Below are 21499 nucleotides of genomic sequence, written 5' to 3' on the forward strand. Positions count from 1 at the left end.
TGCGGTCAGAACGTGCGGTCAGAGGCTGCGGCACAGGAGGGCGTCGGGCGTCTTGCCCTTGGCCCAGGCGCCGGTGAAGGCGACACCGGCCGCGTACTCGTGGGCGCCGCACTGGCCCTTGTAGTTCCCCAGCGCGAACTCACCGCCCGGCCCCCCGGCCGGGCGGTCGTCCCCGCGGTCGAACCAGACGGTGCGGCCGGCCGTCCCCAGCGGCCGGCCCGCGTCGGCGCACAGGACCGCCGACACCGCCTGGCCGCGCACTCCGTACCCGGTCATGAACTGGTTCGGCCCGCACTGGTACTTGGTGTAGCCGCCGGCCCAGTCGCCCTGCTGGACGTACCGTTCGTCGCGCACCACCGTGGTCGCGAGCGGAGCGCCCTGCCCGGGGGTCCCCGCGTCGGTGCACAGTCCGCGTCCGTCCCGGTGCGCCAGCCCGATGAGGCGCCGGCCGTCGGGGCAGACTCCCTTGCGTGCCCCCGGGTCCCAGTCCCCGCCGGCCCGCGTCCGGAGCGACTGGACCGCGTCGGCGTGGTCGAGGTTGAGCATGTCCCACGTGTCGGATACGGCGACCGGGCCGGTCTTCCCCGCCGCCCCGACCAGCCGGGACCAGCCGGCCGCGCGCCAGTCCCCGCCGTCCAGGATGCCGGAACGGCGGCCCTGTCCGTCGAAGTTGAGGATCGCCCAGGTGCCGTGTCCGGTCCATCCGACGAGCGGCCAGTAGGCGAAGTCCGCGTCCCGGTCGATCAGGTAGTCCACGAAGTTGCCGAACCAGGCGCGCGCCTGCGGGTTCGTCTCGTCGCTGCCGATGCCGAACTCGCTGATCCACACCGGTGCGGTGAAGTGGCGGCCACTCTCGCCCGCGACGAAGAGTGCCTGCCGGTCGAGGGTGGCGAACAGGTCCTGGCGGGACAGCTCCTGGTAGCGCGGGTCGTGGGTCTCGCCCATGCCGGTCGCACCGGTGTGGTTCGGGCCCGTGTACCCGTAGAAGTGCGCCGAGTAGACCAGCTTGTTCGAGGCCACCAGCGTGTGCGAGACGGTGCGCACCGGCTCCAGCGTGGGGCGCCCGTGGGAGAACCCGTCCAGGGGGATGCCCTGCCAGTTGATGCCTTCGACGATCACCAGCAGGTCGGGGTTGGCCTCGGTGAGGAGCCGGTCGCCGAGCCGCTGGGAGGCGGCCCACCAGTCGTGGTCGTTGCCCCAGTTCCAGTTGGCGTCGTCGGTGACGGTGCGGCGGACCTCGTTGTAGAGGTCGGCTCCCACCACGCGTTTGTTGTCCTTGTAGCGGCGGGCCAGGCTGATCCAGTCGTTCTCCCACTGCGCGGTGGTCTGACTGGTGTTCCAGCGCTCGTTGCCGTCCAGGCCGCAGCAGAACCGCGAGGTGTTGGTGTGGTTGTTGAGGACCACCGCGAAGCCCTCGGCCGTGGTGGCGGCGATGACGGCGTCGAAGACCTGGAGCGGGGTCTTGCCGCGCAACTGCGGATTGGCGGCGACGGAGGCGTCGGAGACCGGCCGCTGATCGTGCAGCATCGCGTTCGAGAACGGCAGGCGGATGCTGTTGACGCCCAGTTCGCGGAAGCCGTCGAGGATCGTCTCGACCGGCGCCCGGTCCAGGCCGAGCGGCATCTGGTCGGCCTTCTCGCCGTCGTGGTGGTTCGCCGGGTCGTCGATGCTCCCGGATCCGTTCCATGTCCCTTGTGCGCCCTGCCAGTTGGCGGACCTGAGTTTGAAGCGGTTGCCGGAGGCGTCGACGACGTACCGGCCGCGGGTGCTCAGCGGCGCGGTCCACGAATCGGCCGGAGCGGCCGGGGGCGGCGGAGAAGACGCCGAGGCCGCCGGTCCTCCCCATCCTCCGAGGAGCAGCACCCCGGCGAGCAGCGCCGGTAACGAACGTCGTTTCACTGTGTCCTCCGGAAAACGGGAGCATCGGTCACCAGTACGAGGGCAAGGAGCGCGGAGGCAGGTTACTCGCGATTCACATGGCGCGTGATGCCTTTCGGCGCTGTCGATCCCCCGCATCGGGTGGAGGCTGGTGGAATGCCTTCCTCTACAGGCCGACGGCGATAGGGGGTGACGGCGCACGGTGTCCGAGCGGGACGGGCTGGAGTCGCGGCTGCGGGCCACGAAAGAGGCTCTGGAGCGGATCGGGACGTCCTCCGACGAGCGGGAGACCTGCCGGGAGCCGGCCGGCTTCCTCGTCCGTACGCTGTGTGACGCCGCGGCGGTGGAGCTCACCGGCCGGGGCGCGGCACCCGAGCGCGTCGCGACGGCGGGCGCGGCGGAGCTGCTGGAAGGCCCCGCGCCGGAGCTCGCCTCCGCCGTCCGGGCCCTGGACCGGGGCCATCCCGTGCAGGCCTGGTACGGAGGCGGCACGGGCGGGCCGGCATACCTGGCCTCGGTACCCCTGATCGCCCGCGACGAGCTCTACGGGAAGCCGCCGGCCGCCCGGACGCACCACGGCTTCGGCGAGCACGAACTGGCCACGCTGCACTTCGCGGCGCGGTCGGTCGCGAGCATCCACATCGGGCACGCCCGGCGCCTGGCCGCCACCGAGAAGACCGCGGTCGATCTCCAGCGGGCGCTGGTCACCGAGCCCGGCCGGCCGCACCCGAACCTGGAGATCGCCAGCCGCTACCTGCCCCTCGGGGGGCGCGCCCTGGTCGGCGGCGACTGGTTCGAAGCGGTACGACTGCACTTCGGCCGCACCCTGCTCGTCGTCGGGGACGTCATGGGGCACGGCCCGGACGCCGCCGTCGACATGAACGCCTACCGGGCCGTGCTGCGCGAGATCGCCTCCACCGATCTCGCCCCGCACCGGGTACTGCGCCAGATGGACGCGCTGTCCGCGTCGGACGACTCCCGTCGGCCCGCGACCTGCCTGATCGTCCGGGTCGATCCGGCCCGGGGCATGGCCGTCTACGCCAGCGCCGGGCACCTGCCGCCCGCCGTGTTCACCGGCGACGGCGCGGGCGAGCTGCTGGACGTCCCCATCGGCCCGCCGCTCGGCACGGGCATCGGCGGCTACGAGGCCCCGGCCCGGCCGATCGGCCCCGACCAGACCCTGCTCCTGTACACCGACGGCCTCGTGGAACGCCGCGGCGAGGACATCGACACCTCACTGGCCAGGCTCACCGCCCTGCACATGCGCGCCGGCGCACGGCTCGTGGACGTGGTGGACACGGTCTGCGACGGACTCGACGCACAGCACGCCGAGGACGACGTCGCGGTCGTCGCCGCCCGCCTGCGCCCCCGGGCGCCCCACCACACCGAGGACGGTGGCACCGGCTGAGGCGGCGGGGGACGGCGCGTAGCCGCGTACCCCTCAGCCCGCGTTCGGCGGCGAATGGGGCGGGAGGGAGGGAAGGGGCGGGTAGGGCGCCGGCGCCGGGAAGGGCGGCAGGGAGGGCTCGTGCAGCCAGGCCCGGAACAGGTCGTCCATCGGCTCGGCCGTGTAGCGGGCCACGTGGGCGGTGAAGGCTGCCGTGGTCACCACGCCGCCCCGGTGTACGGACGCCCACTCGCGCAGCATGCGGAAGAAGGGGCCGTCGCCGAGGGCGACGCGGATCGCGTGCACGGCGAGGCCCCCGCGCTCGTAGAGGCGGTCGTCGAACATGAGCTTGCGGCCCGGATCGGCCAGCCGCAGGTCCTGCGGCTGCGAGGCCAGCATGCGGTGCGCGGTGGCCGCCACCTGGTGCGCGGTGCGGCTGCCGGAGCGCTCCGACCAGAGCCATTCGGCGTACTTCGCAAGGCCCTCGTTCAGCCAGATGTGCCGCCAGTCGGCGATGGTCACGCTGTTGCCGAACCACTGGTGCGCGAGCTCGTGGGCGACGAGGCGCTCCGAGCCGCGTCTGCCGTCCACATGGTTGACGCCGAACGTGGAGAGCCCCTGGGCCTCCACCGGGACGTCCAGTACCTCGTCGGCGACGACCACCGTGTACTCGCCGAAGGGATAGGGCCCGAAGAGCTCCTCGAACAGCTGCATCATGGCGGGCTGCCGGGCGAAGTCGCGGGAGAACTCCGACAGCAGGTGCGCCGGCACGTGGGCGCTCTGCGGCACGCCGCCGAGCCCGGGGTCGCCGAGCAGCACCGTCTGGTACATGCCGATGGCCAGGCCGACCAGGTAGCTGGAGGTCGGCGCGGACTGCTCGTACACCCAGGTGGTCGTGCTGGCCTTCGTCGTACGGGTCAGCAGGCGGCCGCCGGCGACCACCGTGTAGGCGGAGGGGGTGTTGACCGAGATGTGGTACGAGGCCTTGTCGGCGGGACGGTCGTTGCACGGGTACCAGGAGGGCGCACCGGTCGGCTGGCTGGCCACCAGCGCGCCGTCGGTCAGTTCCTCCCAGCCGAGGCCGCCCCAGGGGCTGCGCACCGGCTTGGGGTTGCCCGCCCAGTGCACTTCCACGGTGAAGGCGGAGCCGGCCGGCAGCGGCTTGGCGGGCCGGAGGCGGAGCTTGCCTCCCCGGTGGGTGTAGTGCGGCGCCCGGCCGTTCACCAGGATCCGGCCTATTTTGAACTCGGCCAGGTTCAGGTGGAACTCGGTGAGCGGGGCCCGCCCGGCGATCGCGCTGAGCCGGGCCGTCCCGGCCAGCCGGTTGGGGCCGGGACGGTATTCCAGAGCGAGTTCGTACCGGTGCACGCGGTAACGGGCATCGCCGTTGGCCGGGAAGTACGGGTCCGCTACCGCTGTCTGCTGGCCGCTCATTGCCGGATCCGCTCCCTGCGCTGTGCTCGTACGACGTGCTGGTGCCGGCCGCCCCCTCAGGGGCGCCACGCCTCGATCGGATTGCCCAGCCAGCGGGTGTCGGCGGGGACGGATTCCCCGGCCATCACGAGGGATGCGGGCCCCAGCGTGCTGCGGGCCCCGACCGTACTCCCGGGCAGGACGATACCGCCCGGGCCCAGGGTGGCGCCCTCGCGGAGGACCACAGTATCCGTCCTCAAGATCCGGTCGTGGAAGAGGTGGGTCTGCAGCACACAGCCCCGGTTCACGCTCGCCGCGTCCCCCAGCGCGACCAGGTCCGTCTCGGGCAGCCAGTAGCTCTCGCACCACACGCCCCGGCCGATCCGGGCCCCGAGCGCGCGCAGCCACAGGGCCAGCACCGGGGTGCCGGGGACGGACCCGACGAGCCAGGGCACGGCCAGTACCTCGACGAAGGTGTCGGCCAGTTCGTTGCGCCAGACGAAGCCGCTCCACAGCGGGTGCTCGCCCGTCCGATGCCGGCCCACCAGCAGCCATTTCGCGGCCACCGAGACCAGGCAGGCGGCGAGCCCGGCGGCGAGCAGGGTGGCTCCGGAGAGCAGTGCGGTTCCCCAGATCCCCAGGTCGGTCAGGGTGATCAGCGCGCAGAGCGCCGCGACGGTGAGCACGGCCAGCGCGGCCGAGCAGAAGACCGGCACGAGTCGGCACAGCTCCACCAGGCCGCGCGCCCAGAGCAGGTGCGCGGGCGGGTCGTAGGTCCGGCTCTGGTCGGCGTCGGCGGCGGAGCGCGGCAACCTGACCGGGGGCAGGCCCAGGTACGAGCTGCCCTTCTTGGCCTTCTTCGGGGTGGCGGACAGGACGCCGACCAGCCCGTCGTCGGGCACGCTGCGGCCGGGGGCGGTCATTCCGGAGTTGCCGAGGAAGGCCCGGCGGCCGATCTCGGAGTGCCCGATGCGCATCCAGCCGCCGCCCAGTTCGTAGGGCGCGGTCAGGGTGTCGTCGGCGAGGAAGGCGCCTTCGCCCACGGTGGTGAGGCTGGGCAGCGCGAGCACGGTGGACACCTCCGCGCCGCGGCCGATCTTCATGCCGAGCAGCCGCAGCCACACCGGGGTGATCAGCCCGGCGTACAGCGGGAAGAGCGTTTCCCGGGAGAGGTCCATCAGCTGGGTCACGGTCCAGGCCTGCCAGCCGGTCCTGCTGTGCGTCGGATGGCTTCCGGTGCGCAAGCCCAGGCTGAGGAGGCGTACGGAGACCAGCAGGAGCAGCGCGTACGCGAACCCGAAGGCGAGCGCGCCGGGCACGACGGCGAGCAGTGCTCCGCGCAGTGCGTCGGCGAGCCCGGCGTCGGCGGGTACGAACCGGCTGACCACGAGCAGGGCGGGCAGCGCGCAGAGCACGGGCAGGGCCGTGAGGCAGAAGCCGGTCGCCCCGTATATGGCCCGCCAGGCGAGCCCGCGCGGCGGGCGTTCCTTGGGCCAGTTGTGCTTGGCCCTGCCCAGCTTCACGGCGGGGGCTCCGGCCCAGCGCTGGCCGGTCGGGACCTGTCCGACCACGGCGGAGCCGGGGGCCACTTCGGCCCGCTTGCCGACCCGCGCGCCGGGGAAGAGCAGGCTGCGGGTGCCGACGACGGCGCCCGCGCCTACCTTGACCGGGCCGATGACGAGGCGGTCCCCGTCCAGCCAGTGCCCGGAGAGGTCCACCTCGGACTCCACGGCGCAGCCGCGGCCGAGCTTGAGCATGCCGGTGACAGGGGGCAGCGAGTGCAGGTCCACCTCGGGGCCTACCTTGGCGCCCAGCGCCCGTGCGTAGCGTTCCAGCCAGGAGCCGGTGAGCGAGGTCGCTCCGACGTACTCGGCGAGCCGCTCGGCCGTCCACAGCCTCAGGTGCACGCTGCCGCCGCGCGGGTGGCGCCCGGCCTTCACCCCGCGCAGCAGCAGGCGGGCGCCGCCGGCCGCGATGGCGAGGCGGCCGGGCGGGCTGAAGAGCAGCGCCGCGCCCGCGGCGACGAGCCACCAGGAGGCGGTGGGCGCCCACGGGTAGGGCCCGAACCAGTGCAGTACGTTGCCCAGCGCCAGCAGCGCCACCGTCCAGCGCAGGCCGACCAGCGTGAACAGCGGGAGCAGCAGCAGCGACTGCACGGCCTGGGACCGGAGCGGGACGGGTGCGACGGTGCGGGAGGCGCCGTCGTCCTGGGCGGACTTCTCCAGGTGTCGGGCCAGCTTGCGCAGCACGGGCTGCTGGTAGATGTCGAGGACGGCCGCGCTCGGGTAGCGGGTGCGCAGCCGGGTGGTGAGCTGGGCGGCGGCGAGGCTGTTGCCGCCGATGGCGAAGAAGTCGTCGGCGGGGCCGGTGACGGACACCCCGAGGGTCTCGCTCCACTGCTCGGCGAGCCAGGCCTCGGTGCCGTACAGCTGCTCGGCGGGGCCGGTGGTCTCCAGTTCGGGCAGCGGCCAGGGCAGCGCGTTCCGGTCGACCTTGCCGGAGGTGCGGGTCGGCAGTTCGTCGACGGGTGCGAGGAGCGGTACGAGGGCCGCGGGCAGCTCGGCGCGCAGCCGCTCGACGGCGGCCGCGTGGTCCCAGCCGTCCTGGGTGACGAGGTAGCCGACGAGGAGCTGGTTTCCGCTGCGGGCGGTGCGCACGGCCGCGGCGGCGCCGGCGACGCCGGGCAGGGCCTGGAGGGCCGCGTCCACCTCGCCGAGCTCGATGCGGCGGCCGCCGAGCTTGATCTGCTCGTCGCCGCGGCCGAGGAAGACGAGGCCTTCCGGTTCGGCGCGGACCAGGTCGCCGCTGCGGTAGGCGCGTTCCCAGCCGAGGGATTCCAGCGGGGCGTACTTCTCGGCGTCCTTCTCGGGGTCGAGGTAGCGGGCCAGGCCGACGCCGCCGATCACGAGCTGGCCGCTGCCGCCCATGGGCACCGGTTCGCCTGACTCGTCGACGACGGCGAGCTCCCAGCCGTTCAGCGGGAGCCCGATGCGGATGGGTTCCTCGCCGGTCAGGAGCGAGGCGCAGGCCACGACGGTGGCCTCGGTGGGGCCGTACGTGTTCCAGACCTCGCGGCCCTCGGTGACCAGGCGCTGGGTGAGCTCGGGCGGGCAGGCCTCGCCGCCGAAGATCAGCAGCCGGACCTCGCCCAGGTCCTCGGGGTCCCAGAGGGCGGCCAGGGTGGGCACGGTGGAGACGACGGTGATCTCCTGCTCCACGAGCCAGGGGCCGAGGTCGGCGCCACTGCGCACCTGGGAGCGGGGCACGGGGACGAGGCAGGCGCCGTAGCGCCAGGCCAGCCACATCTCCTCGCAGGAGGCGTCGAAGGCGACGGAGAGTCCGGCCATGACGCGGTCGCCGGGGCCGATCGGTTCCTCGACGAGGAACAGCGCGGCCTCGGCGTCGACGAAGGCGGCGGCGTTGCGGTGGGTGACGGCGACACCCTTGGGCTTGCCGGTGGAGCCGGAGGTGAAGATGATCCACGCGTCGTGCTCGGGCCCGGGCCGGGCGGCGGTCCGCTCCTCGGCGCGGCCGGTGGCGGCGCGGACGGCCGTGGCCTCGGTGGCGGTGGCGGTGGCGGTGGCGGTGGCGGTGGCGGTGGCGGCAGTGGCAGTGGTGGCGCCGGGGACCTCTATCCGTTGTCCGCCGCCCAGCACGGCCCGCACCCCGGCTTCGCCGAAGACCAGCTCGGCCCGCTCGTCCGGGTCCTCGGCGTCGACGGGCACGTAGGCGGCGCCCGCGGCGAGCACGGCGAGGATGGCCACGTAGAGCTCGTTGGTCCCGGACGGGACGCGTACGCCGACCCGGTCGCCGACCCCCACGCCGGCGGCCGCCAAGGCGCCGCGGCGGCGTTCGACCTCGACGGCGAGCGCGCGGTAGGTCAGCCGGACGGTGCCGTCGTCCAGGGCGAGTTCGTCGGGGTGGGCCCGTACGGAAGCCTCGAAGACGTCGACGAGGGTGCGTGTCGGGGCCGCGGGCCCGGCCCGGAACAGGGCCGATTTGCCGGACGCGACGTGATTCTCCCCGTCGTCGAGCAGAGTGAGTTCACCGCTCTGAGGTGTGGCTGCCATCGGCCCTCGCGTCTCGTTCCCGGAAACGTCCGGGTCGCCGGCGGAGCCCAGGTCTGCCCGGGTTGTTCCGATCCAGCGCCAAACAGCCCTCCAGTTTAGTCCGTCGCCGAGGATTTCCCGGCCGACGCCTTGCGCATGGCCGGGAAATGGCGGTAATGAGGGCCGTGAGGACGTCGGTCCGCGACGCGTGCCGCGTACTCCCCGGCCGCTGCCACCGCGGCGATCAGGTCCGCGGGATCGACGTCGGCTCCGTCCTCCAGCCGCACCGTGCAGCGACCGGAGGGGTGCTGACGGCCGAACAGCTTCGATCAGCGAGAGCGGAGATGCCGACCGCACGCGGCGAGGCCGGGCAGGCGACCTGCGGGGTCACACGACGGCGGGGTGGAGCACGGCCTCCCCCGTCACCTCGATGCCCGTGCGCTCGCCGGGGCGGGCGGCTGCCGGGCCGGGGACGCGGACGTCGATCGGCTCGGCGACGCCGTCGACGGCGACCGTGACCATGGCGTCGTGGCCGTAGAAGCGCACGTCGGTCACCGTGCCGCTGGCTTCGGCCGTGTCCGGGTGCGTCAGGCGCAGCTGCTCGGGCCGCAGCAGCACCACGCCCTCGCGGAGCCGGCCGGGCGGGTCCGCGAGGGGGATGCGGCCGAGTGCGGTGGCCGCCGTGCCCTGCTCCGCGGTGCCGGTGACGAGCACCGCGTCCCCGACGAACGCGGCGACCCAGGGGTCGGCGGGGCGTCGGTACACCTCGTGCGGGGTGCCGCACTGGGCGACCCGGCCGCCCCGTACGACGGCGACGAGGTCGGCGGTCGAGAGGGCCTCCTGCTGGTCGTGGGTGACCAGCAGGGCGGTGGCGCCGGTGGCCCGCAGGGCTGCGCGCACGTCGGCCCGTACGCCCGTGCGCAGGGCGCTGTCCAGGGCGTTGAACGGCTCGTCCAGCAGGACAAGGGCCGGCTGTGGCGCCAGCGCCCGGGCGAGGGCGATGCGCTGCTGTTGGCCTCCGGAGAGCTCGTGCGGCATCCGGTCGCCGTAGTCGGCGAGACCGACGAGTTCGAGCATCTCCTCCGTGCGCCGGAGGCGGGCGGAGCGGTCGAGGCCGGTGAGCCCGAAGCCGATGTTGCGGGCCACGCTCAAGTGCGGGAAGAGCGCGCCCTCCTGGGGGACGATGCCGATCCGGCGCTGCTCGGGCGGGAGGTGTACGCCGGGGCCGCTGAGCGTGCGTCCGCCGATGGTGAGGGTGCCCGCGTCGGAGCGCAGGAAGCCGGCGATGATCCGCAGCAGGGTGGTCTTGCCGCAGCCGGAGGGCCCGAGCACGGCGGTGAGGGAGCCGCCCGGCACGTCGAGGTCGAGGCCGTCGAGGACCGGTGCCCCGGGGCCGTACGCCTTGGCCAGGCCGGCGATCTGCAGGTCGGTCATGTGCGGTGCCTTCCGAGGAGGTACGACGGGACGGCGGCCAGCAGGATCAGGGCCGCGGCGTAGGGTGCGGCGGCGGCGAAGGATCCGGTGCCGGTCTCGGTCCAGAGGCGGGTGGCCAGGGTGTCCATGCCGGTGGGGCGTAGCAGCAGGGTCGCGGGGAGCTCCTTCATGCACACGACGAAGGTGAGCGCGGCTCCGGCGGCCACCCCGGGGGCGGCCAGCGGCACGGTCACCTCGCGCAGCACCTTCAGGGGACTGCGCCCGAGCGAGCGGGCGACGTCCTCCAGCACCGGGGGCGACTGGAGCACGGCGGCCCGGGTGCCGGCCACGGCGACGGGCAGGAAGAGCACCGCGTACGCGCAGACCAGCAGCGGCAGTTCCTGGTAGATCGGTTCCGCGTAGCGCACGGCGAAGAAGACCAGGGACAGTGCGACGGTGATGCCCGGGAGGGCGTGGCCCGCGTAGGCGGACTGCTCCAGCAGGCCGGCGGTGCGGCCCCGGTACCGGGCGGCGATCACGCCGACCGGCAGCGCGAGGAGCGTGGTGAGCGCGGCCCCCGCGGCGGCGACGCCGAGCGTCGTGGCGGCGGTGTCGAGGAGGGTGCCGGGATCCCAGGTCGCGGAGTTCCCGACGGCGAGCCAGTAGCCGAGGGTGGCCAGCGGCATGAGCACGGCGACGGCGGTGACGGCCGCGCACCAGGCGAGCGCGGGCGTCCGCCACCGGCCCAGCGGCGCGGGCACGGCGCGGCGTGCGGTGCCGGTACCCGTCCGGGCGTGGCCGGCCCTGCCGCGGGTCCGCGCCTCGGCGGCGACCAGCGCGATGGTCATCACGACGAGGACGACGCTGAGCGCGGCGGCCGGGGTGCGGTCGAAACTCGCCCGGTACGAGGTGTAGATGCCCCGGGTGAAGGTGTCGTAGCGCATCAGCGACACGGCGCCGAAGTCGGAGAACACGTACAGCGCGACGAGTACGGCTCCGCCGGCGGCCGCGGGGCGCAGTTGCGGCAGGGTGACGCGCAGGAAGGTGCGCAGCGGCCCGTGGCCGAGCGAGCGGGAGACCTCCTCCTGCGCCGGATCGGTGCCGCGCAGGGCGGCGGTGACGGGGAGGTACACGTAGGGGAAGCTCACCAGGGTCAGTGCGACCGCGGACCCCGCGAAGCCGGCGAGGGCCGGGAAGGCGGACAGCCAGGCGAACGCGGCGACGTAACTGGGCACGGCCAGCGGCAGGGTCACGAGCACCGACCAGGCGCGGGCGCCGGGCAGGTCGGTCCGTACGGTCAGCCAGGCCAGTGAAACGCCCAGGACCAGGCAGGCGGAGACGACCACGGCGGCCAGTCCGAGGCTGCGGCCGAGCAGTTGGGCGGTGCGTTCGTTGGCGACGACCTCCCAGGCGAAGGCGGGGCCGCGCTCCAGGGAGCGGACCGCGAGGTAGCCGAGGGGCAGTAGCGCGAAGACGGCGGCGACGGTCGCCGGGACGAGCAGGACGGCCGGCGGACGCCCGGCACGCGACCGCCCGGCCGGCGGGGTGGCGCCGGTCGGGCGGGCGGCCGGATCCGTCTGCGCGACGGGATCCGTGGGATGCATGCGGGTCAGACCATCCCGGCTTCCTGGAGCATCTTCAGGGTCTCCTGAAGCGATTCCAGCCTGCCGAGGTCGATCTTGGGCGCGTCGAGGCTCGCCAGCGGCGGCAGACCCTCGACCGTGCTGGTCACGCCCGCGGCGAGCGGGTACTCCTTGGTGTCCTCGGCGAAGTACTTCTGCGCCTTCTCCGAGAGCAGGAAGTCGACGGCCTTCTGCGCGGCCCCGGCCTGGTCGCTCCCCTTGATCAGGCCGACACCGGCGACGTTGACGAGGGCTCCGGGGTCTCCGCCGGGCAGGAAGTGGATCTTCGCCTTGACCTTGTCCTCGCCCTTCTCGGCGACGCGCTCGTACCAGTAGTAGTGGTTGATCAGGCCGAGCGAGACCTCGCCCTTGCCGACGGCGTCGAGGGTCTTGAGGTTGTTGTCGTACACCTTGGGCTCGTTGGCCTTGAGCCCCTTGAGCCAGGTGCGGGTTGCGTCGTCGCCCTCCAGTACGCGCATGCCGGTGACGAAGGCCTGGAAGGAGGCGTTGGTCGGCACGTAGCCGATCTTGCCCTTCCACTCCGGCTTGACCAGGTCGTGGACGGTGTCGGGGGCCTTGGCGACCTTGTCGGGGTTGTAGGCGAGGACGCGGACGCGTCCGGAGGTGCCCACCCAGTCGTCCGCGCCGCCGCGGAACGCGGGGTCCACCTTGTCGAGCGACTCCTTGGGCAGCTTCTCCAGCAGGCCCTTGGTCGAGAGGGCTCCGAGCGCCCCGGCGTCCTGCGAGAAGAACAGACCGGCCTTGGTCTTGCCGCCCTCTTCCTGGATCTGGGCGGCGAGTTCGGCGCTCTCGCCGTAGCGGACGGCCACCGTCGTGCCGACGGCCTTCTCCAGCTCGTCGAGGAGCGGCTTGACCAGCTTCTCGTTCCGTCCCGAGTAGATCACGAGCCCCGCGTCGTCCTCGTCGACGCCGCAGCCGGCGACGGCGGGGATGAGGAGTGCCGCCGCGAAGAGCGCGGTCAAGCGTCGGACCAAGGGGCGTCGCATGGGAAGCCTTCCTGCGGGTGCGGAAGAGAAAGTGAACGCCCCATAAGTAAGGTAAAGCTAACCTAAAGGTCAAGGGTGACGCACACAACAATTCGGCCGCGCCGCCGCTTCGGCGGAGCCGACCCTACCGCTTGTTTTCCTGTGGATCTTCCATGGACCACATGTGACGTTCCTGTGACTATCGGGCGAGGTAAGCCTTTCCTAAGATGCGCCCGTGACAGTCCTCCCCGACCTGCGTACAGGCAGCGATTCCGTCCCGTTCGCCCTCGGCCTCGCGGCCCACGGTGACCGGACCGCCGTCATCACGGCCGACGGTCGGGTCAGCTACACGCAACTCGCCGCCCGGGTGGACGCGATGGCCGGGCGCCTCGGCAGCGAACGCCGCCTGGTCATGCTCGTCGGCGCGAACACCCTCGACGCACTCGTCACCCACCTCGCCGCCCTCGCGGCCGGGCACCCCGTCCTCCTGGTGCCCGGCGACCACGACGAGGCCGTCCAGTCCCTGATCGACGCGTACGACCCCGACGTCGTGGCCCACCCCGGCGACGGCGGATGGACGCTCGACGAGCGCCGCCCGGCATCGGCCCACGAACTGCACCCGGACCTCGCGCTGCTCCTGAGCACCTCCGGATCGACCGGCTCCCCGAAGCTCGTGCGGCTCTCCCACGAGAACCTCCAGGCCAACGCCGAGTCCATCGCCGACTACCTCGCGATCCGCGACACCGACCGCGCCGCGACCTCCCTGCCCCTGCACTACTGCTACGGCCTGTCCGTCGTGCACAGCCACCTCCTGCGCGGCGCCGGGCTGATCCTGACCGACCTGTCGGTCGCCGACACCTGCTTCTGGGAGCTGTTCCGGACCGGTGGCGGTACGAGCTTCGCCGGGGTCCCGTACACCTTCGACCTGCTCGACCGCGTCGGCTTCGACACGATGGAACTCCCCCGCCTGCGCTACGTCACCCAGGCCGGCGGACGGCTCGCCCCCGACCGGGTCCGGCAGTACGCCGCCATGGGCCGCACCCGCGGCTGGGAGCTGTTCGTGATGTACGGGCAGACCGAGGCCACCGCCCGCATGGCCTACCTGCCGCCGCACCTCGCCGAAACCCACCCCGAGGCGGCCGGCATCCCCGTCCCCGGCGGCTCGTTCCGACTCCAGCCGCTGCCGGTCCGGCCCGAAGGGACTCAGCCCGAGGCAGCCCAACCCGACGAAAACGCCGGGGAGTTGATCTACTCCGGCCCGAACGTCATGCTCGGCTACGCCCATTCGCCGGACGACCTCCGGCTGGGCCGGACCGTGCACGAGCTCCACACCGGCGACACCGCGCGCCGCACCCCCGACGGGCTCTACGAAATCACCGGCAGGCTCAGCCGGTTCACCAAGATCCTCGGCCTGCGCATCGACCCGCAGCAGATCGAGGCGATGCTCGCGCGCGGCGGCGTCGCCGCCCTGTGCACCGGGGACGACGAAGCCCTGTCCATCGCCGCCGTGGGGACCGACGGCTCCGAGGCCCGCCGGATCCGCAGGCTCGTCGCCGACGAGTGCGGCCTGCCGGCCCGCGCGGTCCGCGTCCACCTCGTACCGGAGCTCCCCCGCCTGCCCACGGGCAAGCCCGACTACCGGGCGGTGCGCGCCCTGAGCCACCAGGCCTCCACCCCCGCCGCCCCCGCCCCCGTGTCCGCGTCCGCGTCCGCGTCCGCCGGAATCACCCTGCCGCCGGGCAACGGCCTCGACGACCTGTGCCTGCTCTACGCCGAGGTGCTCGACCGGACCGACGTCACGGCGGACGGCTCGTTCGTCAGCCTGGGCGGCGATTCCCTCTCGTACGTCGAGATGTCCCTCCACCTCGAACAGCGGCTGGGCCACCTGCCGGCCGACTGGCACACGACGCGGATCAAGGACCTCTCGGCGGCCGAACAGCCGGCCCGTTCCTCCCGCTCCTCCCGCACGCGCAGGCTGGAGACCAGCGTCGCGCTCCGCGCCCTGGCGATCTTCTGCATCGTCGGCTCACACGTGCACGTGTTCGGCATCAAGGGCGGGGCGCACATCCTGCTGGCGGTGGCCGGGTACAACTTCGCCCGCTTCCACCTCTCCAGCGCCGACCGGCGGACCCGCGTGCGCCGGGTCTGGGCCGGCATCGGCCGCGTCGCGCTGCCGAGCATGACGTGGATCGGTTTCATCCTCCTCCTCAACGACGACTACACGCTCGCCAATCTCTTCCTGCTCGACAGCGTCATCGGGCCGGAGAACCTGAAGACGGGCATGCACTTCTGGTTCATCGAGACCCTGGTCTACATCCTGATCGCGGCCGTCGCCCTCCTCGGCCTCCCCCTCGCGGACCGGATGGAACGCCGCTTCCCCTACGCGCTGCCGCTCGGCCTCGCCGCCCTGGGGCTCCTCACCCGCTACGACCTCGTGGGCCTGCCCGCCCGCACCGAAATGCCCGATGCGGTCACCGTGTTCTGGCTGTTCGCCCTCGGCTGGGCTGCCGCGAAGGCGGCCGGCACCCGGCAACGCCTGCTGGTCACGGCCGTGGCACTGGCCACCGTGCCGGGCTTCTTCCCCGGCGATCCCGGCCGGGAAGTGATCATCATGGCCGGCTTCGCGCTCCTGGTGTGGGTGCCGACGCTGCCCAGCCGGGAGCGCGTCAACCGGCTCGCGGGACTCCTGGCCGGCAGCTCGCTGTACATCTACCTGACCCACTGGCAGATCTTCCCGCTCATCGACGGGGTCTCCCGGCACGCGGCCTTCCTGGCCGCGCTCCTCTTCGGCATCGCGTACGCCGCCGGCGTGAGCCGCCTGATGAAGGTGCTGCCCGCCCTCGCCGCGACGGGGACCGGGGTGGTCAGGCAGGCGGCGGGACGCTGGACTCCACTGCCGCGAGCCGCTCGGAGGGCAGACCCGCAGCGGTGAGGGCCTCGCGGAGGGCCGCTTCGCCCGGCACCCCGGACACGATGCCGTCCGCGTCGCGGTACAGACGGCACGAGAGACTCGGCTCCGCCCCCGCCGGTGCGAACGGATCCGCGCCGTCCAGCAGGATCGTCGGCGAGCCGTTCATTCCGTGCGCGGCGGCCTGCGCCCGATCGTGCACCACGACGAGCTCCAGCTCCACCGCCCGGCCCGCCAGCGCCGCGGTGACCCGCTCGGCGGCCGGAACGGCGTTCGGGCACCCCGGAACCGTCAGCACCGTGATCCGCATGGCCCTGCCCTCCCGTTTCGTCGCCGTACGTCCACAATGCCAGACGACAGGGCTGCCCGGCGGCGGGTTCCGGGCGCCGGATAGGGTGCCCGCATGGTCCCGGCCCGAGCTGCATCCAGCACGCCCCGAACCCGCCGTTCGGCGGGCCCGCTGCGGCTGTTGTGGCTGGCCACCCTGCTGTTCGCCCTCCTCTACACCCACGCCGCCGGCGCCGACAGCGCCTCCGCGCACGTCACCGGCGGCGCGATCTCCGTGGCCTACGCCGAGTCCGCCGAAGGGGCCGACCCCGGCCACCACGGTGAGCGGGCGCCCGACGGCGGCGAGGGCGACAGCGGGCACTCCCACCCCGCCGAGGCCTGCGCCTCCGGCCACCCGCAGCAGGGCCTGGACCTCCCCGGCCCGCCGCCGGCCCCCCTCGGCGAGGCCTCTCCCCGCTTCGCCGCGATGACGACGGGGCCGTGGGCCCGGACGCCCGCGTCCGCCCTGCCCGCCTCGCGAAGTTCCCTCGGTTCCGTGGTGCAGCGCGTATAGGTCCGGGTGTTTCGCCCGGATCCGTCCTGACTCTCATCGCCGACCCCGGCCCGCCCCTCCGCCGCGGACCGGGTGATGAGCCACGCCTGCATCACCGAAGGAAACCCGAAGAACGTGACCCCGAACCAGCTCCTCGACACCCGGAACCCCGAAGCGGCTGCGGCCCCTTCCCCCACCGGCAGGACCGCCCGGCGCCGCATGCAGCAGGCCCGCCACCGCTCCCTGGCCGCCCGCTACCTCGGCTACGTCGGCTACTTCGTGGGCGCCGGCCTCATCAGCGGCGCCGTCGTGCACCACCCCCTCGACCCCGACCGCTACACCCGCATCGCCGTCTACGGCGCCCTCGTCTTCCTCGCCGCGACCGTCCTCAACGAGTTCCTGCTCACCCGGGAACGGCCGGGCCTCCCCCGGATGCTGGTGGTCATCGGCTCCTCGCTGCTCCTGTCCTTCGGCATCGGCATGCTCAGCGGCGGGCTCCAGCACTTCGACGACTTCCCCGCCCGCGGCGCCGTCCTCGTCCCCACCGGGCTCGTCGTCTCCTTCGTCGCCTACGTGATCAAGGACGCCGACACCCCCTGGCACCGCATGTTCGGCCTCGTCGGCCTGGCCGTCCTGATCACCGCCGCCCTCGCCTTCTTCGGCCTGCGCCAGGTCGCCGCGTCGATGGAGACCGCGCCGGGCGGCGGCGGCCACAGCCACGGCACCGGCGGAACCGGGGAACCGGCCACCGCACCGGAGCCGACCGCTCCCGCGGCCCCCGCGGCGCCCGGCTCCGGCGGATCGCCTTCGGCGAAGCCCGCTCCGAAGGCCACCCCCGGCGACGGGCACGGCCACGGGCACTGAGAGCTCAGCGGAGCGTGGGGACCTCGCCTCCCTCGGCCCGCCGGAGGTCCACGCCGGGCAGCCGACCCACCCAGCCGGCGGCGACTTCGGCGAGCCGGGCCGCGGCCGGCGGGGTCCGGCCCAGCCCGATCGCCAGGCACGCCCGGCCGGGGCCGGTGTCGAACGGGCGGGGCCACGGTTCGGCGTCCGGCGTTCCCGCCCGCGCCAGAGCGGCGAGCAGCTCGGGTAGCCGCTCGCGTACGTGGTCCAGGCGCGCCCGCAGCTCCTCGCCGGGCCCCGCGCGCACGGTCAGTACGGCCCACGCGGCGTGGTGCCGGTGCGAGGGCGGGGTGCGCGGGGCGTCACCCGGCGTCGGGGCATCGGAGTCGGGCTGCCACCGCACCTCGCCCGTCCCGAGGGCGACGGTGGCGCGCGGCCGCATCGGCTCCGCGCCGCGCCGCGACAGCACGACCAGCTCGTCGACCCGGGTCGAGGTGCTGCCCAGCCGCGCGGCGCACTCCGCGCCCAGTCGGCGCGGATCCCGGGTCCGTCCGAGGGAGAGGTGCGGGGTGAAGCGGGGAGCGCGGCCGCGGCAGAGGGGGAAGCGCTCCACCAGGGCTCGTTCGAGCCCGGTCCAGGGGGCCGGGCCTGCCGCTGCGGGGTCGAGCCACACGGTCGCGTAGGCGCGGTGCCGGAAGCTGTGCACCCCGCTGAGCCGAACGTCGAACGGCGCGCACTCGGCCGCCGCTGCCCCCAAGGGCGCGGCGGCCGCCTCGAACTCCGACTCCGGCACGAAGCCGAACAGCAGGTTCACGTGCGGGGGCCAGCGCCGGATCTGCGGGTCGTGCTCCTCGCGGATGCCCTGGATCGCCGGCCAGAGCTCTGCCGGGGGCAGCCATGCCACGGCGGTCCGCGGCGTACTCCCGGCCTCGAAGGCCTCCGGCACGCCCTAGGCGGGAGGCGCGGGGCGGGTGGTTCCGGGGAGGCAGGTCACCGCCGGGTTGAAGGTCTCCTGCTCGCCCAGGGGGTTCTTCTTCCAGAGCCACAGGTGCAGGGCGTAGTGGACGGGCTGGCCGGGGAAGTTGCCGCGCAGCGGGCCCTTGAAGCGGGTGCCGAACATCGTGGGGCGGTCGTCGTCCGTCGCGAGGTTCTGGTCGCGGTCGTAGACCAGCCACTGCATCCCGACGAGGCGCTTGCCTCCGTGTCGGTCGTCCTCGTAGTAGAGGGCGGCGGGTTTGGCCGGGTCGACGGAGTTGTCGTAGGCGTGGTTGAAGTGCGGGTAGCCGAGCGCGCCCGGCCCTTGGCGGTTGGCGACGCAGTACTTGTCGGGTACGTAGCCCGCTCTCACCGCGTTGGCGTGCTGCTGGAAGCGGGCGGTCGCCCGGTAGGTGAGGCTGCGTTCGACGGCGACCCTGCCGACGTCGGTGTGGGCGGTGTCGGAGACGGCGCCGGGAGCGGCGATGGCCGACAGGACGAGCGAGGCGCCGGTCGTGAGCGCCAGGGCGAGGCTTCGGAGCATGTGCGGACTCCTTGGGGCGGGCTGGCTGGACGAGGAGCATGTCCCCGGTCCGGCGGGCCTGCCACACCGTCGGACCGGACGGCTGACCGCCGATCGGCTGACGGCCGAGCGCGCACCCTTCCGGGCGGGCTCGCGCGAGGGGGCTCGTACCGGCGGGAAACAGCACCACTCCAACGGGAGGGCGGACGTTTCGCGGGCCGCCCGGGCAGGGAACCGGTGTGTGGCCCAAACGCGACTGTCACGGAGGTGCGGAGCATGGCGCAGGAGAAGACGGCACCGGCGGGTGGCGGAACCCTCGACGAGATCGTCGCGGCCGTGGCCGGCGGGACGCCCGCCTACCGGGCGTGTCCCCATCCCGCGTACGCCGCCCTGCGCGAGCAGGCGCCGGTGTGCCGGCTGACGCCCCCGCACGGCATCGACACCTACCTGATCACCCGCTACGACGACGCCCGGGACGCGCTGGCGGACCCCCGCTTCAGCAAGGACATGCGCGGGGCCCTCGACACCTACCACGCGGTGTACGGCAGCGTCTTCGACGCCCTCGACGACAACGTGCTCTTCTCCGACCCGCCCCGGCACACCCGGTTGCGGCGCAGTCTGCGCAGCGCCTTCACGCCCCGCCGGGTGGAGGAGATGAGGCCGAGGATCACCGAGATCGCCGAGGCCCTCCTCGACGAGTGCGCCGGGGGCGGCGGCCCGGTCGACCTGATGTCCTCGTTCGCGTTCCCGCTGCCCATCGCGGTGCTGTGCGAACTGATCGGCATCCCGGACGGCGACCGCTCCGAGATCACGGAGCAGTTCTCGATCGTGGCGCGCGCCCGGTTCGATCCCCGGCTGAAGCCGGAGCTGTTGGCGGCCGAGGAATGGCTGCGCGACCGCTTCACCCGGCTCATCTCGTACACGCGCGACCACCCGTCGGACTGCTTCCTGAGCGACCTCATCCGGGCGGAGGAGGGTCTCGACGAAACGGAGCTCCTGTCCTCGCTGTGGGTCGTCTTCTTCGCCGGTCACAAGACCACCGCCTTCCAGATCGGCAACACCGTCCTCAACCTGCTCCTGCGTCCCGATCAGCTGGAGAAGCTCCGGAGGGACCCGCGGCTGATCCCGCGGGCGGTCGAGGAGAGCGTCCGGTTCGAGGGATCGGTGGAGACGTCGACCTTCCGGTACGCGGCCGAGGACGCCGAGATCCGGGGAACGCGGATCCCGAAGGGATCACTGGTCCAGATCGCCATCACCTCCGCCAACCGGGACCCGGAGAAGTTCGACCGCCCCGACGTGATGGACGTGACGCGCGAGGGACTTCAGGGTGCACACCTCGGCTTCGGCTACGGAACGCACTACTGCCTGGGTGCCCCGCTGGCGCGGCTCGAACTCGAAGTCGCGCTCTCCGCCCTCCTGCGGCGTTTCCCGGGGATGGAGCTGAGCGACGCGGAGGAGAGCAAGGGCGCGTGGCTGAAGGGCCCCGTTGCGGCGTTCCGGGGCCTTCAGCAACTCCGGATCGTCCTGGACCCGACACCGGTCGACCGGGAACTCGCGTCGGTACCCACGGCAGGAATCTAGCCCAGCCCCAACGGACGGACGGACGGCGGACCGGTATGCCTGAATCTGCGAGCACCTCTGAACTGCACGTACCTGGAAGGCCCTTGGCGGAGGCCGGGGCCGGGCACGCGGTGCAGTCGAAGATCGACATGCACCATCACTTCTGCGCGCCGGAGTGGCGCGAGTGGGCCGAGCGGCACGACCTGGTCAAGCCGGGGCAGCTGCCGGCCTGGGCCCGGTTCGACGCCGAGGACTCCGTCCGCTTCATGGACCGCGCGGGGATCGCGACGGCCGTGCTCAAGCCCATGCTGCCGGCGAGGTACCACTCGTCCGCGCAGCTGCGCGAGGCGATCAACATCACGCTCCTCTCCATGCTCGACGTGGCGAACTCGCATCCCGGGCGGTTCTCCTTCTACGTCCCGCTGTTCCTCGACGATCCCGAGGCCTCCTCCTGGGCGGTGCGCCGCGGGCTCGGCGACTTCGGGGCCGTCGGGGTGAACGTGACGGCCAACTACGGGGGCGTGTACCTCGGAGACCCCTCCTACGACCGGGTGTTCCACGAACTGGACGACTGCGGCGCCGTGGTGGACACCCATCCGCACCACCTGCCGGGCAGCCCGCCCGGAGCGGCCACCGTCCCCGGCATTCCGAACTTCATGTGCGACTTCCTGCTGGACACCACCCGGGCCGCCGTGAACATGATCAGCAAGAGGACACTGGACCGCTTCCCGAACATCTCGGTGATCCTGCCGCACGCCGGCGGGTTCCTGCCGTACATCGCGACGCGCCTCCAGGCGCTCGGACGGTTCTGCGATCCGCCCGTGGACCCCGGCGCCGTCCGCGACCACCTGCGGCGGTTCTACTACGACACCGCAGGACCGATGGCGCCCGCGGCGACCCTCCTCGCGCTCGTGCCCGCCGACCACATCCTCTTCGGCACCGACTGGCCGGCCGCCCCCGCCGACACTGTCGTGGACCTCGCGCTCCCGGCCCTCGACGGGGACCCCGCGTTCACCCCGGATCAGCTGCCGGGGCTCTACCACGACAACGCGCTCCGGCTGCTGCCCCAGTTGGCGACGGTCTGACCGGCCACGGATCGCCGGACCGGCCGTCGGTCGCCTC

15 protein-coding genes are annotated in these 21499 nt (G+C 73.2%); 6 read left to right on the top strand and 9 right to left on the bottom strand.

Annotated features, from left to right (window positions below; genetic code table 11):
• Positions 1–18: 18 nt before the first annotated feature.
• Positions 19–1899, bottom strand: coding sequence for a glycoside hydrolase family 5 protein (locus OG625_RS04540; protein ID WP_329376760.1), 1881 nt, complete (start codon positions 1897–1899; stop codon positions 19–21).
• A gap of 181 nt (positions 1900–2080) precedes the next feature.
• Here OG625_RS04540 and OG625_RS04545 point away from each other — a divergent pair, with 181 nt between their 5' ends.
• Complete coding sequence (locus tag OG625_RS04545) at positions 2081–3286, top strand: PP2C family protein-serine/threonine phosphatase (RefSeq protein ID WP_329376761.1); 1206 nt, start codon at positions 2081–2083, stop codon at positions 3284–3286.
• Between the two features lie 33 nt (positions 3287–3319).
• On the opposite strand, the gene OG625_RS04550 is transcribed toward OG625_RS04545, so the two are convergent.
• The 5 genes from OG625_RS04550 to OG625_RS04570 form a co-directional block, all read right to left on the bottom strand.
• On the bottom strand, positions 3320–4699 hold the full coding sequence (locus tag OG625_RS04550; protein ID WP_329376762.1) for a M1 family metallopeptidase: 1380 nt from the start codon (positions 4697–4699) through the stop codon (positions 3320–3322).
• Between the two features lie 56 nt (positions 4700–4755).
• Complete coding sequence (locus tag OG625_RS04555) at positions 4756–8748, bottom strand: Pls/PosA family non-ribosomal peptide synthetase (protein WP_329376763.1); 3993 nt, start codon at positions 8746–8748, stop codon at positions 4756–4758.
• 366 nt (positions 8749–9114) lie between these two features.
• A complete protein-coding gene (locus tag OG625_RS04560; protein ID WP_329376764.1) occupies positions 9115–10161 on the bottom strand; it encodes an ABC transporter ATP-binding protein in 1047 nt (348 codons plus the stop codon).
• Positions 10158–11744 (bottom strand): ABC transporter permease, encoded by a 1587-nt coding sequence (locus OG625_RS04565; RefSeq protein WP_329376765.1) that lies wholly within the window; start codon positions 11742–11744, stop codon positions 10158–10160. The genes OG625_RS04560 and OG625_RS04565 overlap by 4 nt, the downstream gene beginning before the upstream one ends.
• 5 nt (positions 11745–11749) lie before the next feature.
• On the bottom strand, positions 11750–12769 hold the full coding sequence (locus OG625_RS04570; RefSeq protein WP_329376766.1) for an iron ABC transporter substrate-binding protein: 1020 nt from the start codon (positions 12767–12769) through the stop codon (positions 11750–11752).
• Positions 12770–12983: 214 nt separating this feature from the next.
• Here OG625_RS04570 and OG625_RS04575 point away from each other — a divergent pair, with 214 nt between their 5' ends.
• The gene (locus tag OG625_RS04575; RefSeq protein ID WP_329376767.1) at positions 12984–15680 is read left to right on the top strand and encodes an AMP-binding protein; all 2697 of its coding nucleotides are present in this window, start codon (positions 12984–12986) and stop codon (positions 15678–15680) included.
• On the opposite strand, the gene OG625_RS04580 is transcribed toward OG625_RS04575, so the two are convergent.
• Positions 15613–15966, bottom strand: coding sequence for a hypothetical protein (locus OG625_RS04580; RefSeq protein ID WP_329376768.1), 354 nt, complete (start codon positions 15964–15966; stop codon positions 15613–15615). The genes OG625_RS04575 and OG625_RS04580 overlap by 68 nt on opposite strands.
• A 93-nt stretch (positions 15967–16059) precedes the next feature.
• Here OG625_RS04580 and OG625_RS04585 point away from each other — a divergent pair, with 93 nt between their 5' ends.
• Together OG625_RS04585 and OG625_RS04590 are read left to right on the top strand one after the other, a co-directional pair.
• Positions 16060–16497 (top strand): hypothetical protein, encoded by a 438-nt coding sequence (locus OG625_RS04585; protein ID WP_329376769.1) that lies wholly within the window; start codon positions 16060–16062, stop codon positions 16495–16497.
• A 114-nt stretch (positions 16498–16611) separates the two neighbouring features.
• Positions 16612–17340 (top strand): hypothetical protein, encoded by a 729-nt coding sequence (locus tag OG625_RS04590; protein WP_329376770.1) that lies wholly within the window; start codon positions 16612–16614, stop codon positions 17338–17340.
• Between the two features lie 4 nt (positions 17341–17344).
• Here the strand turns inward: OG625_RS04590 and OG625_RS04595 are convergent, their stop codons facing one another.
• Complete coding sequence (locus OG625_RS04595; RefSeq protein WP_329376771.1) at positions 17345–18265, bottom strand: 2'-5' RNA ligase family protein; 921 nt, start codon at positions 18263–18265, stop codon at positions 17345–17347.
• 3 nt (positions 18266–18268) lie between these two features.
• Positions 18269–18838 (bottom strand): hypothetical protein, encoded by a 570-nt coding sequence (locus OG625_RS04600; protein ID WP_329376772.1) that lies wholly within the window; start codon positions 18836–18838, stop codon positions 18269–18271.
• Positions 18839–19093: 255 nt separating this feature from the next.
• Between OG625_RS04600 and OG625_RS04605 the strand changes: the two genes are divergently transcribed.
• Both OG625_RS04605 and OG625_RS04610 read left to right on the top strand, forming a co-directional pair.
• Positions 19094–20398: a cytochrome P450 family protein gene (locus tag OG625_RS04605; RefSeq protein WP_329376773.1), complete on the top strand. Its 1305-nt coding sequence runs from the start codon at positions 19094–19096 to the stop codon at positions 20396–20398.
• Positions 20399–20481: 83 nt separating this feature from the next.
• Positions 20482–21462 (top strand): amidohydrolase family protein, encoded by a 981-nt coding sequence (locus OG625_RS04610; RefSeq protein WP_329376774.1) that lies wholly within the window; start codon positions 20482–20484, stop codon positions 21460–21462.
• Positions 21463–21499: the final 37 nt, after the last annotated feature.

This window comes from Streptomyces sp. NBC_01351, from assembly GCF_036237315.1.
Taxonomy (GTDB): Bacteria; Actinomycetota; Actinomycetes; order Streptomycetales; family Streptomycetaceae; genus Streptomyces.

Bases quoted from the DNA above. Each gene is read 5' to 3' on its own strand.
- OG625_RS04550 (WP_329376762.1), bottom strand. From the start codon at position 4,699: ATGAGCGGCCAGCAGACAGCGGTAGCGGACCCGTACTTCCCGGCCAAC.
- OG625_RS04555 (WP_329376763.1), bottom strand. From the start codon at position 8,748: ATGGCAGCCACACCTCAGAGCGGTGAACTCACTCTGCTCGACGACGGG.
- OG625_RS04560 (WP_329376764.1), bottom strand. From the start codon at position 10,161: ATGACCGACCTGCAGATCGCCGGCCTGGCCAAGGCGTACGGCCCCGGG.
- OG625_RS04565 (WP_329376765.1), bottom strand. From the start codon at position 11,744: ATGCATCCCACGGATCCCGTCGCGCAGACGGATCCGGCCGCCCGCCCG.
- OG625_RS04570 (WP_329376766.1), bottom strand. From the start codon at position 12,769: ATGCGACGCCCCTTGGTCCGACGCTTGACCGCGCTCTTCGCGGCGGCA.
- OG625_RS04580 (WP_329376768.1), bottom strand. From the start codon at position 15,966: ATGCGGATCACGGTGCTGACGGTTCCGGGGTGCCCGAACGCCGTTCCG.
- OG625_RS04585 (WP_329376769.1), top strand. From the start codon at position 16,060: ATGGTCCCGGCCCGAGCTGCATCCAGCACGCCCCGAACCCGCCGTTCG.
- OG625_RS04600 (WP_329376772.1), bottom strand. From the start codon at position 18,838: ATGCTCCGAAGCCTCGCCCTGGCGCTCACGACCGGCGCCTCGCTCGTC.
- OG625_RS04605 (WP_329376773.1), top strand. From the start codon at position 19,094: ATGGCGCAGGAGAAGACGGCACCGGCGGGTGGCGGAACCCTCGACGAG.